The following is a 13547-nucleotide window of genomic DNA, read 5'->3' as shown; positions in this document are numbered from 1 at the left end:
CGTCACTTTCCGAAACCGAAGCCGTTCGAGCCCTCGACCTTGGCACGCAGGCGCTTGCCCTTCTCGGTGGCCTGGTCGTTCAGCTCCTGCTGGAACTCCCGCATGCGGGCGAGCAGCTCCTCGTCCTGGGTGGCGAGGATGCGGGCGGCCAGCAGACCGGCGTTGCGGGCGCCGCCCACCGAGACCGTGGCGACCGGGACGCCGGCCGGCATCTGCACGATCGACAGCAGGCTGTCCATGCCGTCCAGGTACTTCAGGGGCACGGGTACGCCGATCACCGGCAGCGGGGTCACGGAGGCGAGCATGCCGGGGAGGTGGGCGGCGCCGCCGGCGCCCGCGATGATCACCTTGAGCCCGCGCCCGTCCGCCTGCTCGCCGTACGCGATCATCTCGCGCGGCATGCGGTGCGCGGAGACGACGTCGACCTCGTACGCGATCTCGAACTCGTCGAGGACCTGCGCGGCGGCCTCCATGACCGGCCAGTCGCTGTCCGACCCCATGACGATGCCTACAACTGGGCTCATTCGGTGATCGTGCCTCTCAGGTAACCGGCTGCGTGACGTGCGCGTTCGAGGACGTCGTCCAGGTCGTCGCCGTAGGTGTTGACGTGTCCGACCTTGCGGCCGGGCTTCACGTCCTTGCCGTACATGTGGATCTTCAGCTGGGGATCGCGGGCCATGCAGTGCAGGTACGCGGAGTACATGTCCGGGTAGTCGCCGCCGAGGACGTTGACCATGACCGTCCACCCGGCGCGCGGACGCGGGTCGCCGAGGGGGAGGTCGAGGACGGCGCGGACGTGGTTGGCGAACTGCGAGGTGATCGCGCCGTCCATCGACCAGTGGCCCGAGTTGTGCGGGCGCATCGCCAGTTCGTTGACCAGGACCCCGGGAGACCCGTCGGCGTGCCGGATCTCGAAGAGCTCGACCGCGAGGTGGCCGACCACGTCCAGTTCCTTGGCGATGCGCAGGGCCAGCTCCTCGGCGCGCAGGGCGAGGGCCCCGTCCAGGCCGGGCGCGGGCGCGATCACCGTGTCGCAGACGCCGCCCACCTGCTGCGACTCGACGACCGGGTACGCGACGGCCTGACCGTGCGGGGAGCGGACGACGTTGGCGGCGAGCTCGCGGACGTAGTCGACCTTCTCCTCCGCGAGGACGGGGACGCCGGCCCGGAAGGGGTCCGCCGCCTCCTCGGCCGAGTCGACGACCCACACGCCCTTGCCGTCGTAGCCGCCGCGGACGGTCTTGAGGACCACCGGGAAACCGTCGCCCGCGGCGCCCTCGGCCAGGCCTTCGGCGGCGAACGCGGCGACGTCGGCCGGGTCGGTCACGATCCTGTGCCGGGGGCACGGAACGCCGATCGCGTCGAGTCGCGCGCGCATCACCCCCTTGTCCTGGGCGTGCACCAGCGCGTCGGGGCCCGGGCGGACGGGGATGCCGTCCGCCTCCAGCGCCCTGAGGTGCTCGGTGGGTACGTGCTCGTGATCGAAGGTGATCACATCGCACCCGCGCGCGAACTCACGGAGCGTGTCGAGATCGCGATAGTCGCCGATGACGACATCGCTCACGACCTGCGCCGCGGAATCCAGTGGGGTGTCACTGAGGAGCTTGAATCTGATGCCGAGCGGGATGCCCGCCTCGTGTGTCATACGAGCGAGCTGGCCCCCGCCGACCATGCCGACTACCGGGAACGTCACGCCCCCAGGGTATCGGCCACGCCACCGCGGCCGAATTCCGTGCCTCTTACCGGGACCTTTCCCGTCTCATACCGACCGTTTCCCCGCTTCTTCCCCGCTGGTCACCGGCCCGTGAGCCGGACCACAGGAAACCGACAAGAGTGGTGGTTAGCATGGCTGGGTTGACGAAACCGAACCCGGACGGGGGCCTGTACGACCATGGCGCATGGTTCCTCGGGGCTGAGGAGGGTCGTCCGCGAGCTCGCGAAGTTCGGAGCCGTGGGCGGCGCGGGGTTGCTCGTCAACCTCGGAGTCTTCAACCTTGTCCGGCATCTCACCGACCTTCAGGTGGTGCGGGCCAGCGTCATAGCGACGGTCGTGGCCATCGCCTTCAACTACGTGGGGTTCCGCTACTTCACCTACCGTGACCGCGACAAGAGCGGGCGGACGAAGGAACTGACGCTGTTCCTGCTGTTCAGCGCGGTGGGACTGGTGATCGAGAACGGTCTGCTGTTCGCGGCGACGTACGGGTTCGGCTGGGACAGCCCGATCCAGAGCAATGTGTTCAAGTTCGTCGGCATCGGGATCGCGACGCTGTTCCGGTTCTGGTCGTACCGGACGTGGGTGTTCCGGACGCTGCCGGCGAAGGAGGCCGTGGCCGGCGCCGAATCGTTCCTGACGGTGACCGAGCAGTCCCGGGGGCCCGAGCCGAGGGCCGGGCAGCGGGTCGGCTGACCGCCGCACCCCACCCACCGTCCTTCCCGGCCGCCCTACCGCCCGGCCGCCCTACCTGACCGTCGTCTCGCCGTCCTCCGCGGTCCGCTTCTGCGGGGGCGTGCTGGACAGGAACAGCCCGAAGATCGGGGGCTGGGCCTGGAGCATCTCCAGGCGGCCGCCGTCGGCTTCCGCCAGGTCGCGGGCCACCGCCAGGCCGATGCCCGTGGAGTTGCGGCCGCTGATGGCCCGCTCGAAGATGCGGGCGCCCAGATCGGCGGGGACGCCGGGACCCTCGTCGGTGACCTCGACCACGGACTGGTTTCCGGTGACACGGGTGCGCAGCGCCACCGTGCCGCCGCCGTGCATGAGGGAGTTCTCGATCAGGGCGGCCAGGACCTGGGCGACCGCGCCGGGCGTGCCCACCGCGCGCAGCTGGCGCTTGCCGGAGCTGACGATGGCCCGTCCCACACCGCGGTAGGCGGGGCGCCACTCGGCGAGCTGCTGCTGGATGACCTCGTCGAGGTCGAAGGTGACCGCCGAGCCGGTGCGGGGGTCCCGGGCGTTGGTCAGCAGGCGTTCGACCACGTCCGTCAGGCGCTCCACCTGCGTCAGGGCGATCGTCGCCTCCTCCTTCACGGTGTCCGGGTCGTCGGTGAGGGTGATCTCCTCCAGGCGCATGGAGAGGGCCGTCAGCGGCGTGCGCAGCTGGTGGGAGGCGTCCGCCGCGAGGCGGCGCTCGGCGGTCAGCATGCGGGCGATGCGCTCGGCGGAGGCGTCCAGGACGTCGGCGACCCGGTCGAGCTCGGGAACGGAGTACCGCTTGTGCCGGGGCCGCGGGTCGCCCGAGCCCAGCCGCTCCGCCGTCTCGGCGAGATCGGTCAGGGGGGAGGCGAGCCGGTTGGCCTGGCGGATGGCCAGCAGCACCGCCGCGATCACCGCGAGCAGCGCCACCAGGCCGATGATCAGCAGCGTGCGGCCGACCTCCCGGGTGACCGTGGAGCGCGGCTCCTGCACCAGGACGGTCTCGCCCTCCTCGCCCCGGGCCGTCGCCTTGATCACATCGCCCTGGGGCTTGGTGCCGACCTGGATGACCGTCCGGCCGGGGATCCGGATCTCGGCGTAGCGGTCCTGCGTGACCTGGTCACGCAGTATCTCCGCGGTGACGTGCTCCGAGCCCACCAGCCGGCTGTCCACGATGCTGGCCAGCCGCAGCGCCTCGGAGTCCACCCGTTCCTGGGCGCTGTTGCTGATCGTGCGGGTCTCGACGATGACGAGGGACACCCCGAAGACGGCGATGACGACGAGCACCACGGCAAGGGTGGACTGAATGAGACGGCGACGCACGGTGCCCTCCGGACGGTGACTTCAAGACCGGTGCGGGAAACCGGCTCAGGGGCGCGGGGCTGTACCCGATGTGCGGCTGCGCCGCGTGGGCGCGACCAGCCCCCACCCCACCGACCCGCACCCGACCACGCGACGCGCATGGTCGGGCCAACCCCCGCGGTGGGGGTGCCCCCTCTGGGGGAGCTCAGCTCTTCTCGAAGCGGAAGCCGACGCCCCGCACGGTGGCGATGTAACGGGGGTTCGCCGCGTCGTCGCCGAGCTTCTTGCGCAGCCAGGAGATGTGCATGTCGAGGGTCTTGGTCGACGACCACCAGGTGGTGTCCCAGACCTCGCGCATCAGCTGGTCGCGGGTGACGACCCGGCCCGCGTCCCGGACGAGGACCCGCAGCAGGTCGAACTCCTTGGCCGTGAGCTGGAGTTCCTCCTCGCCCATCCAGGCGCGGTGCGACTCCACGTCGATGCGGACGCCGTGCGTGGCGGGCGGCTGCTGGGGCTCGGACGCGCCGCGCCGCAGCAGGGCCCGGACCCGGGCCAGCAGTTCGGCGAGCCGGAAGGGCTTGGTGACGTAGTCGTCGGCGCCCGCGTCCAGACCGACGACGGTGTCCACCTCGTCGGCGCGCGCGGTCAGGATGAGGATCGGGATGGCGTGGCCCTCCGAGCGCAGTCGGCGGGCCACCTCCAGACCGTCCATGCCGGGCAGCCCGAGGTCGAGCACGACCAGGTCGACGCCGCCCTGCATTCCGGCGTCGAGCGCGGTGGGGCCGTCCTCACGCACCTCGACCTCGTAACCTTCCCGGCGCAGGGCGCGGGCCAGCGGCTCCGAGATGGACGCGTCGTCCTCGGCGAGCAGTACACGGGTCATGAGCTGATGGTAGTCCGCGCCGGGCGGCGGCCGAAGTGTGATCGCCCAGCTGTTTCTTACTCACGGACATGCCGGACAGTCGACGTGCCGAGCGGCCGGCCGTCCCCCCGTCGATCTTGGTACGGACCTACGGTCGGTGGATGGCATCCTGGTGGAGACCTTCAAATCCTCGCCCACGGTTCCTTGATCACCTGTGATCCGTGTCTCAAGTCCTTCCATATCAGGCGTTGTGCTGCCGTATGGTGAAGTAACGCCTGTAGCACGCACGGACCTTCGGCGGTCGGCTCGACGTCGAGGGTCTCCTTTGTGTGCGGGCCGGTCCCCGCCGGCCTCCAAAGGAATGACCTGTGGCCGGGCCCCCGACTCGATGGGGGCGTGGATCCCGGTGGTCGCCGTCCGCCGCTCCGAGACCCGGAGCGGACTCCCCCGGGGCGTGGGGGTGGACGACGCGGTCCGCCGGTGCCGGCCGCCCCCCACCGGGCGCGCAACGCTCCACTGCGGCGCGCGTCCCGAGCAGCAAGGAACGACATGGCGTCCAGCCTGACGAAGGACTCGGTCCGCCCGGGCACACCCGGCTCCGGGAAGACCTTCTTCGGCCACCCCCGCGGACTGGCCACTCTCTTCATGACCGAGATGTGGGAGCGTTTCTCCTACTACGGCATGAGGGCCCTGCTCCCGCTGTACCTGGTCGCTCCCGGCGGCCTGCACCTCAGCGCCGCGACCGCGACCGCGATCTACTCGGTCTATCTGTCGCTCGTGTACCTGCTCGCCCTGCCCGGCGGCTGGTTCGCGGACCGCGTGCTCGGCCCGCGCAAGACCGTCGCCGTCGCCGGCGCGATCATCATGCTCGGCCATCTGACCCTCGCGCTGCCGAACGCCGGCACCTTCTACGGGGGCCTCGGCCTGGTCGCCATCGGCTCCGGCCTGCTCAAGGCCAACATTTCGACGATGGTCGGCCACCTCTACGACGGGCCCGACGACCCGCGCCGCGACGGTGGCTTCACGCTCTTCTACATCGGCATCAACCTGGGCGCGTTCGCCGCGCCGCTGATCATCGGCACCATCGGTGAGAACGTCAACTGGCACCTGGGCTTCGCGCTGGCCGCGCTCGGCATGGGTCTGGGCCTCGCCCAGTTCCTGCTCGGCAGCCGCCACCTGAGCTCCCGCTCGGACGTCGTCCCCACGCCGCTGTCCGCGCAGGAGAAGGCGGCCACCCTGCGGAAGGCCGCGTTCTGGGCGGCCGTCGCGATCGTCTTCTACGCCGTCGTCGGTGTCTCCGGCGTCTACACGCTGAACTGGCTGCTGGTCCCGATCACCGTCGCCGGTCTGGTCATCCCGGTCCTCGTCATCGCCCGGATGAAGCGCGACAAGGAGCTGGACCGCGCCGACCAGTCCAAGCTGACCGCGTACATCTGGTTCTTCGTCGCCGCCGCCGTGTTCTGGATGATCTACGACCAGGGCGGCTCGACGCTGTCCCTGTTCGCCGACTCGTCCGCGAAGAACAGCGTCCTCGGCTGGGACTTCCCCGTCTCCTGGTACCAGTCGGTCAACCCGGTCCTGATCATGGCCCTGGCCCCGCTCTTCGCCTGGGCCTGGCTGGCCCTGGCCCGGCGCGGCAAGGAGCCGAGCACCGCGACGAAGTTCGCGATGGGTCTCGTCCTGGTCGGCGCGTCCTTCTTCCTCTTCCTGGCCCCGCTGTCGATCGCCGAGGGCGGTCACAAGGCGGCCGCGCTGTGGCTGGCGGCGATCTACTTCGTGCAGACCGTCGGCGAGCTGACCCTCTCCCCGGTCGGCCTGTCGGTCACCACGAAGATGGCTCCCGCGAAGTACGCCTCGCAGATGATGGGCGTCTGGTTCCTGGCCGTCACCGCCGGTGACGCCACGACCGGCCTGCTGTCCATCGCCGGCGTCGACCTCAACAAGACGGGCATAGTGGCCCTCGAGGCGGTGCTCGCCGTCATCGCCGGTGTGGCGGTGTGGATGTACCGCAAGAAGGTCAAGGGGCTCATGGGCGACGTCCACTGACGTCCGCTCCGGCACCCGACGGAGGGCCGTCACACCCGCGTGGCGTGACGGCCCTCCGTCGTTCCGTCCCCGCGCGGCTCAGCTCGCCCTTCTCCTGGGCATGAACGTGAACACCGCGCCGCCCAGCAGGATCGCCGTACCCGCGACCAGGCCCAGCGCCTTCAGGGTGCCGTGGTCGCCGGAGCCCGTCTCCGCGAGGCCGCCGCTCGTCGACGTGGACCCGCCCGAGGACGACGAGGAGCCACTGCCGCCGGACGCGCCGCTCGCCTGTTCCGCGGTGTCCAGCGTCAGGGAGACGGCCGTGCTGTCCGGGGTGCAGGTGGTGGTCGTGCCCATGGCCTCGATCGTGAGGACCCCCGGGGAGAGCGTGGACTCACCGGTCGCGCCGGGCTTGTAGACGCCCGTGAGGTCCGGGATCTCGATCGGTTCGTTCTGCGGGATGGGCTCGGAGTTCAGCGGGCCCTCCACCGTGACCGAGCCCTCGTCCGCGCCGCCCAGCACGATCTGCATGGTCGGCTTCACCTTGCCGGCCGGGATGTCGATCGGGCTGTCCATGACCGATTTCTTGAACTGCACGGTGAGGTCGTAACTCCCGCCGTTCTTCTTGGCGTTGATCTGGATCGGCGAGGTCGCCTTCTTCTCGCCGATCGGTGACTGGCAGGTGTAGGGGATGTCGACGACCTTGCCGGTGAAGTCGGTCCGGCCGCCGTCACCGCCGCTCTCGGACGCCGAAGGGGAGGTGCTGGGCGTACCGGACGCGCTCGCCGAGGGCGACTGGCTCTGGCTCTGCGAGGGGTCGGGGGACGTACTCGGCGAGGCCGAGGCCGAGCCGGAACCCGAACTCCCCTCCCCCGCCGTCACGGTGATGGTCGCCGCCGGCTGGACGGTCTCCGTCGGCGCGCACTTGGTGTCCGTGGACAGCGCGTTGACGACGTACGCGTCCGGGGTCAGCGTCACCTGTCCGGCCGCCGTCAGCTTCAGCGTGCCCTTCATGTCGGACAGCGTCATCGCGCCGCCCTTGGGGATCGCCGGGTTCTCGCGCGGCCCCTGCATCGCGATGTCGGCGGTCTGCGCGCCGGCCGCCTCGAGGGTGCCGGACGGCTGGACCGAGTTCGCGGGCAGGTCGATGATGTCGGGGTTCTTCGACGCGGCCTGGGTGAACTTCCAGACGACGTCGACGGTGTCGCCGACCTTCGCCGTCGCCGGTGCGGTGATCTCGACCTTGGTGGTGCCGTTGACGTCGGGCAGACCGATGCCCGAGGGCGGAACGCACTTGGTGGCGTAGGCCACCTCGGCGGCCTGGGCCTGCCCGGCGCTCACGCCCAGCAGGACGGCCGCCCCGGTCAACAGGACGGCGGCGCCCGCCGCTGCCGCTCGCTTCCGCGCGGGCGCACGGTCAGGTGATACGGCTCTCTCACTCACGTGGATCCCTTCCTGCCGGGAGTCGTGGGAGTCGTGGGACTCGTCGGATGGTCTTCGTGCGGTGCGGAGAGCCGGCCCGCCGGGCCCGGACCGGTGTCCGGGGTGAACCACGGCAGGGTCGCGTTCGGGGTGGGGGGTGGCTCGGTTCCCGGGAGCGCGATCGCCGGCCTGCGCCTGCGCCTGCGTCCGTGCCCGGGGGCGGGCGAGGGCCGTCGGGCGGCGTGGCGCGGACGTACCCGGTCCACCACCGCCATCCCGATGCGGAAGACCGCCGCCGGCACCACCAGGCAGAGCAGGATCCAGAACAGGGTCACGCCCCAGGGGCGGCCCACCCCCCACGGCTGTTCGGCGAGGACCTTCCCGCCGTACTTGAGGGAGACGGTGTAGTCGCCGTGGGCGCCGGCGGTGAGTTCGACGGGCAGTTCGACGCGGGTCTTCTCGCCGGGGCCGAGCGTGCCGTGCCACTGCCGCTCGTCCCACTGCGGGGAGAACACCCCATGGGCGGTGCCGACCTGGAAGACGGGGTTCTCGACGGCCGCGGTGCCCACGTTGCCGACGGTGAAGGCCAGGGTGCGGGAGGGCGGCGCGCCGAACCAGGTCAGCAGGGAGCCGGAGCCGTCGAGCCGGGTGTCGCTGAGCACGGACAGGCGCCCGCCGGCCGTCTGCGCGGGAAGCGGTTCGACCGGGTGCCCGGCCACCTGGAACACCGCGTCGGCCTGCGCCTTCGCTCCGGTCGCGGTGGCCACGTGCACCACGCAGGGGCACGGCACCGGCGGCTCGGTCACCGGCAGGGCCCGGCTGAAACGGCCGTCGGCGTCGGTGGTGACGGCGCGGCCGTCGGCGTTGGCACAGGAGTTGGTGCCGCCGACCACGCCCCGGGCCGGTGTCGCCTGCCCGCAGATCAGCAGCATCAGCAGCGTGCGCGACCGCCAGCCGGTGCCGTTGACGGTGATCGAACCGCCCGTGCCCGCCTGCGCCGTCGAGAGGGTGACGGCCGGCTTGCCCTGCGCGGCGGCGGCCGGGCCGGCCGAGGGCAGCGAGAGCGGGAGCAGCATCAGCAGCAGGGCCGGCACCAGCGCCGCGATCCGGGGCTTGCCTGTCATGTCAGTGCTCCCGTCGCCGCGGCCCGGTTGGTGGCCGTTGCGCGTCCGCGTCGGCGTCGCCGTACGGCCACCGCGGCCGCCGCGACCGCCAGCGCGCCGGCCGCCGTGCCCGCCGCCGTGCCCCAGGGCACGAACCGCGCCGACGCCCGCCCGGTGGCCCGCACCGCGCCCGGCGCGGTCACCGTGAGGCGGACGGTGACGGCGTCCAGGGCCGGACGGTCGGTCCACGGTTCGTCGAGCGTGAGGCGGCGGCCCGGGGGCAGCCGGACGGGAAGGGTGCGCGGGGCGCGGTCCAGGACGGCGCCGAGGACGCCGTCCGCGTGTACGGCGAGCCGCGGGACGAGGGCCGTGGTGCCGCGGTTGACCAGCTCGTACGTGATGCGGTCGCCGCGCACGGCCACGTGCTCGACGGTCAGCGCGGCCAGCTCGGGGCCGCCGACCCGGATCAGCAGCCGGACGGCGGACTCCCGGCCGGTGGAGTCCCGTACGAGGAGGCGGCCGGCGCGGTCGCCGGGCGGCGCGTCCGCCGGGACCGTCACCGTGAAGGGCACCTCGGCGCGGGTGCGGGCGGGGATGCCGAGGGCCGGTTCCGCGAAGGCGACCCGGAGCCCGCCGCCGGTGGCGCGCAGCCGTACGGTGAGCGGCCCCGTGCCCCGGTTGGTCACGGAGAGCGTGTCCTGGAGCACCGCCCCGGGCGTGCCCTCCGCGTAGAAGGACGGCCGTCCCCCACCGGAGGGCGCGACCGACCAGCCGCCGGGGGTGGCCGGGGTGGCCGCGAGCAGCAGCGGCAACGACAGGGTCAGCAGCAGGGCACGGGCGGCGGCGTACGGCATCGGCGGCTCCAGCACTCGTACGAGGGGACGGTCAGCGGGGGACGCGTGCCGTCCGGCCCCGCCGGGTCAGCCACAGGGCACCCGCCGCGCCCGCGAGCAGCACGGTGCCGCCGAGGGTGCCGAGGGCGATGGCGGAGTCCTCGGGGCCGGTCTGCGGGAGGCCGCCGCCGGAGCCGCCGTCACTCGTGGCGCCGCCGCTCGTGCTGCCGCCGCTCGTGCTGCTCCCGCCGCCCGACGCGGTCACGTCGAGGGTCAGCGAGGGGCCGGCGTTGTTGGTGGGTGTGCAGGTGGTGGTCGTCCCGAGCGCCTTGATGGTGAGCACGCCGGCCGTGAACGTGACCTTGCCGGTCTTCTTCGGGGTGTACGTGCCGCTCAGGTCGTTGATCTTGATGGGGGTGTTCTCGGGGATCGCTGCCTGGTTGGCGGGGCCGGAGACCTCGAGGGTGCCGCTGTCGGCGCCGCCCAGTCTGATCGTGGCGCTCGGCTTCATGGAGCCCGCGCCGAGTTCGACGGGACTGGACGAGACACCCTTCTGCCAGGACATGGTGATCTTGTAGCCGCTGCCGCTCCTGACGCCCTTGATGTCGATGGGCGACACGGCACTCTTGTCGCCGATGGGCGTCTTGCAGGCGTAGTTGACGTTCACGACCTCGGCCATGGCCGCGGGGGCGGCCATCCACACCGCCGAGCCGGCCAGGGCCGCGGCAGTCGCGAGCGCGGCGGTTCGCTTCCGGTACGACACGGTCCCGTCCCCTCACTCCCACCGCCCCGCCCTTACTGACGAGGCATCAGATTGAGCCGTCAAGGTACGCCCGGGGCGATGAGGAGGGAAGAGAACGTACGCGCCGGAGTTGTGGCGATCCGGCGCGTGGATCCAGGGGGTTTCGAGAACACCCGGCCGGCCCGGCACCGGCCGCGGCCTGACCGACGGACCGAGGCACCGGGGGTCCCGCCGGCCGGGAGCCGAGCCGGGGACCGGCCGGGAGCCGAGCCCGGGGCCGGGCCGACCGGGAGCTGCCCCGGCGGCGGCCGCAAGCCGGCCAGGGGGCGTGGTCGGCCGGGCGCCCGCTCGCCCTGAGGTCGGTCGGGGGGGCGCTCGTCCTGAAGTCGGTTCAGGTAGCCCGGGAGTCGGGCTCAGGGGCGGAAGGTTCCGTGGGCCCGGGGCGGAAGGTTCCGTGAGCCCGGGGTGGAAGGTTCCGTGGGCCCGGGGGGGGTGGTTCCCGGGCCCTGGGGTGGTCAGGCCGGGGCGCCCAGTTCCGCCCAGACCGTCTTGCCCGTGATGTCCGGGGTCCGTACGACACCCCAGTCCAGGCAGAGACGCTGGACGATGAACATGCCGTGGCCGCCGGGGCGGCCCGCCCGGTGCGGGGTGCGGGGGGCCGGCTGGCCCGTGCCGCGGTCCGAGACCTCGACACGGATCACCTTGTTGTCGCAGGTGAGGACCATCGCGTCCGGCCCCTCGGCGTGCAGGCACGCGTTGGTGACCAGCTCGGAGACGACGAGCAGCACGTCCTCCGCGGCGGCCCGCTGGTCGGCGGTGGCCGCGGGCAGCCAGGCCCACGCGTAGAGCGCCTGGCGGGCGAAGTCGCGGGCGAGCGGGACGACCCCGCTGGCGCCGTCGAAGCTCAGCCGACGTACCTGGCGGCCGCCCGGCGACCCGGACGCCACGGTCGCCGCGCCCCCTTGGGAGGCCTCGACTCCCGGTGCGCCCGCTTGGGACGCCCCAGGAGCGTCGCCGGGCTCCGGGCCGCGGTCGCCCGGCGAACAAGGCCGGGTGGTGCTCATCAGCGCTTCACCTCACCGATTCCCCGATTCACCGGTTCACAATTCACAAGTCGGATCACTGCAGGTCTGTACGTAGGCGGACGGCGTTCGCGTCGGCATTGCCGCCGACATGTTCGGGTTCAGGATGTCTCCTGCCCGAGAGAACCGCCGGAACACCCCCCGTTCACGTCCGTTCGCACCCGTTTCCGGCGGACGACGAAGCTCAGCCGTCCTCGTCACGCTCGTCGTGCCCGTCGCTCAGGGCCTCTTCGACCGTGGCGTGCACGGTGAACACCGCGTCCGCGCCGGTGATCTCGAAGACCCGCGCCACCACGGGCAGCATGCCCGCCAGATGGACCCCGCCGCCGGCCGCTTCCGCCTTCAGGCGGGCGCCGAGCAGCACGTTGAGCCCGGTGGAGTCGCAGAACTCCAAACGGGTGCAGTCCACCACCAGGCGACTGAGCCCCTTGGAGAGGCAGTCCTCGAGTGGCTCACGCAACAGATCGGCGGTGTGGTGATCCAACTCACCCACCGGGGTCACCACGGCGCTGGAGCCCTCTTGCCGCACCTCGACCAGAAGCCGGCCAGACTGTGCGCTGCCGACCGTCCCGCGGTCCATGCCGTCTCTTCTCCTGGGGTCGTTGACTGCTTCCTGACGCCCTCGCACCCTACGCCTTCGGCCCGCGCCTCAACACCCGAACAATCACACACAAACGGACATACTCGGACAAAATGCACTTGCGGCGGGGCAAGTAAAGCGGGTAGGGCTAGTAGAAGCACGTAACCGACACGGCCGGCTTTGGAGGCGCCGCACACCGCAGTGCGCTCACTGGCTTCGGCAGCCATACGCCGAGAACGATGGAGGACATCATGTCACCCCGGCTCGACGCACCGCCTACCCGCGGAGCGACGTCGACACCCCCTCCGGAACAAGAACATCTGAAACCCATCGCGCAGGACGCGGCACCGGACGTCGACCCCACCGACGTCCTCGCCGGACTTCCGGAGATCCCCCCGTACGACGAGGTCGGAGCCGTCGACGCACGGGCCCTGTCCAAGACCCTGTTCGCACGGCTCGAATCCCTCGAAGAGGGCACGTACGCGTACTCGTACGTCCGCAACACCCTCGTCGAACTGAACCTCGCCCTGGTCAAGTTCGCCGCCTCCCGGTTCCGCTCCCGCAGTGAGCCGATGGAGGACATCATCCAGGTCGGCACCATCGGCCTGATCAAGGCGATCGACCGCTTCGAGCTGTCGCGCGGCGTCGAGTTCCCGACCTTCGCAATGCCAACCATCATCGGCGAGATCAAGCGCTTCTTCCGCGACACCTCGTGGTCGGTGCGCGTCCCGCGCCGGCTCCAGGAGCTCCGGCTCGACCTGGCCAAGGCGGGCGACGAACTGGCCCAGAAGCTCGACCGGGCGCCCACCGTCGTGGAGCTGGCCGAGCGTCTCGGCATCTCCAACGAGGAGGTCGTCGAGGGCATGGCCGCGTCCAACGCGTACACGGCCTCGTCGCTGGACGCGCAGCCGGAGGAGGACGACTCCGAAGGCGCCCTCGCCGACCGCATCGGCTACGAGGACCACGGACTCGAAGGCATCGAGTACGTGGAGTCGCTGAAGCCGCTGATCGCGGAACTCCCGTCCCGCGACCGGCAGATACTCTCGCTCCGCTTCGTCGCCGGTCTGACCCAGTCGGAGATCGGCGAGGAGCTCGGCATCTCGCAGATGCACGTGTCGCGGCTGCTGTCGCGGACCCTGGTGCGGCTGCGGAAGGGGCTGACGGTCGAGGAGTGACCCGTCCCGTC

Annotated in this window: 13 protein-coding genes; 3 read left to right on the top strand and 10 right to left on the bottom strand. The window is 71.6% G+C overall.

All coding sequences use genetic code 11. The features are described from left to right. Positions 1-2: 2 nt before the first annotated feature. Both purE and OG933_RS26040 read right to left on the bottom strand, forming a co-directional pair. Positions 3-524 (bottom strand): 5-(carboxyamino)imidazole ribonucleotide mutase, encoded by a 522-nt coding sequence (gene purE, locus OG933_RS26045; RefSeq protein ID WP_362523844.1) that lies wholly within the window; start codon positions 522-524, stop codon positions 3-5. Continuing rightward, positions 521-1693, bottom strand: coding sequence for a 5-(carboxyamino)imidazole ribonucleotide synthase (locus tag OG933_RS26040; protein WP_267022763.1), 1173 nt, complete (start codon positions 1691-1693; stop codon positions 521-523). The genes purE and OG933_RS26040 overlap by 4 nt, the downstream gene beginning before the upstream one ends. A gap of 198 nt (positions 1694-1891) precedes the next feature. On the opposite strand from OG933_RS26040, the gene OG933_RS26035 reads away from it, so the two are divergent. Continuing rightward, complete coding sequence (locus OG933_RS26035; RefSeq protein ID WP_362265200.1) at positions 1892-2407, top strand: GtrA family protein; 516 nt, start codon at positions 1892-1894, stop codon at positions 2405-2407. 51 nt (positions 2408-2458) lie between these two features. On the opposite strand, the gene OG933_RS26030 is transcribed toward OG933_RS26035, so the two are convergent. Both OG933_RS26030 and OG933_RS26025 read right to left on the bottom strand, forming a co-directional pair. Continuing rightward, positions 2459-3733, bottom strand: a complete 1275-nt coding sequence (locus tag OG933_RS26030; protein WP_362265202.1) for an ATP-binding protein — start codon at positions 3731-3733, stop codon at positions 2459-2461. A gap of 184 nt (positions 3734-3917) precedes the next feature. Beyond that, on the bottom strand, positions 3918-4595 hold the full coding sequence (locus OG933_RS26025) for a response regulator transcription factor (RefSeq protein WP_020128522.1): 678 nt from the start codon (positions 4593-4595) through the stop codon (positions 3918-3920). 528 nt (positions 4596-5123) lie between these two features. Between OG933_RS26025 and OG933_RS26020 the strand changes: the two genes are divergently transcribed. Then, complete coding sequence (locus OG933_RS26020) at positions 5124-6620, top strand: oligopeptide:H+ symporter (RefSeq protein WP_405629126.1); 1497 nt, start codon at positions 5124-5126, stop codon at positions 6618-6620. Positions 6621-6698: 78 nt separating this feature from the next. Here OG933_RS26020 and OG933_RS26015 read toward each other — a convergent pair whose 3' ends face one another. The 6 genes from OG933_RS26015 to OG933_RS25990 all read right to left on the bottom strand — a co-directional run bounded on the left by OG933_RS26015 (position 6699) and on the right by OG933_RS25990 (position 12361). Then, positions 6699-7970 (bottom strand): hypothetical protein, encoded by a 1272-nt coding sequence (locus OG933_RS26015; protein WP_405633514.1) that lies wholly within the window; start codon positions 7968-7970, stop codon positions 6699-6701. A gap of 68 nt (positions 7971-8038) precedes the next feature. Then, entirely contained in the window at positions 8039-9145 is a 1107-nt protein-coding gene (locus OG933_RS26010) for a hypothetical protein (protein WP_362523841.1), read from the bottom strand. Further along, entirely contained in the window at positions 9142-9978 is an 837-nt protein-coding gene (locus OG933_RS26005; protein ID WP_405629124.1) for a hypothetical protein, read from the bottom strand. The genes OG933_RS26010 and OG933_RS26005 overlap by 4 nt, the downstream gene beginning before the upstream one ends. Positions 9979-10009: 31 nt before the next feature. After that, on the bottom strand, positions 10010-10720 hold the full coding sequence (locus OG933_RS26000) for an LPXTG cell wall anchor domain-containing protein (protein ID WP_267022759.1): 711 nt from the start codon (positions 10718-10720) through the stop codon (positions 10010-10012). Positions 10721-11214: 494 nt separating this feature from the next. Next, positions 11215-11763: an ATP-binding protein gene (locus tag OG933_RS25995; RefSeq protein WP_028806640.1), complete on the bottom strand. Its 549-nt coding sequence runs from the start codon at positions 11761-11763 to the stop codon at positions 11215-11217. A gap of 202 nt (positions 11764-11965) precedes the next feature. Next, a complete protein-coding gene (locus OG933_RS25990; protein ID WP_405629121.1) occupies positions 11966-12361 on the bottom strand; it encodes an STAS domain-containing protein in 396 nt (131 codons plus the stop codon). Positions 12362-12600: 239 nt separating this feature from the next. Between OG933_RS25990 and OG933_RS25985 the strand changes: the two genes are divergently transcribed. Continuing rightward, positions 12601-13536 (top strand): RNA polymerase sigma factor SigF, encoded by a 936-nt coding sequence (locus OG933_RS25985; protein WP_362523838.1) that lies wholly within the window; start codon positions 12601-12603, stop codon positions 13534-13536. The last annotated feature ends 11 nt before the right edge of the window (positions 13537-13547 follow it).

This window comes from Streptomyces sp. NBC_00016 (assembly GCF_045040885.1).
In the GTDB taxonomy this organism is placed as follows: domain Bacteria; phylum Actinomycetota; class Actinomycetes; order Streptomycetales; family Streptomycetaceae; genus Streptomyces; species Streptomyces coriariae.
Note: the sequence above shows the minus strand (reverse complement) of the source record. Positions and strands in the feature narration are given on the sequence as shown.

What these genes read in the sequence shown, in the direction of transcription:
- purE (WP_362523844.1), bottom strand. Translation starts at nt 524, where the DNA reads ATGAGCCCAGTTGTAGGCATCGTCATGGGGTCGGACAGCGACTGGCCG.
- OG933_RS26035 (WP_362265200.1), top strand. Translation starts at nt 1,892, where the DNA reads ATGGCGCATGGTTCCTCGGGGCTGAGGAGGGTCGTCCGCGAGCTCGCG.
- OG933_RS26025 (WP_020128522.1), bottom strand. Translation starts at nt 4,595, where the DNA reads ATGACCCGTGTACTGCTCGCCGAGGACGACGCGTCCATCTCGGAGCCG.
- OG933_RS26020 (WP_405629126.1), top strand. Translation starts at nt 5,124, where the DNA reads ATGGCGTCCAGCCTGACGAAGGACTCGGTCCGCCCGGGCACACCCGGC.
- OG933_RS26010 (WP_362523841.1), bottom strand. Translation starts at nt 9,145, where the DNA reads ATGACAGGCAAGCCCCGGATCGCGGCGCTGGTGCCGGCCCTGCTGCTG.
- OG933_RS26005 (WP_405629124.1), bottom strand. Translation starts at nt 9,978, where the DNA reads ATGCCGTACGCCGCCGCCCGTGCCCTGCTGCTGACCCTGTCGTTGCCG.
- OG933_RS25995 (WP_028806640.1), bottom strand. Translation starts at nt 11,763, where the DNA reads ATGAGCACCACCCGGCCTTGTTCGCCGGGCGACCGCGGCCCGGAGCCC.
- OG933_RS25990 (WP_405629121.1), bottom strand. Translation starts at nt 12,361, where the DNA reads ATGGACCGCGGGACGGTCGGCAGCGCACAGTCTGGCCGGCTTCTGGTC.
- OG933_RS25985 (WP_362523838.1), top strand. Translation starts at nt 12,601, where the DNA reads ATGGAGGACATCATGTCACCCCGGCTCGACGCACCGCCTACCCGCGGA.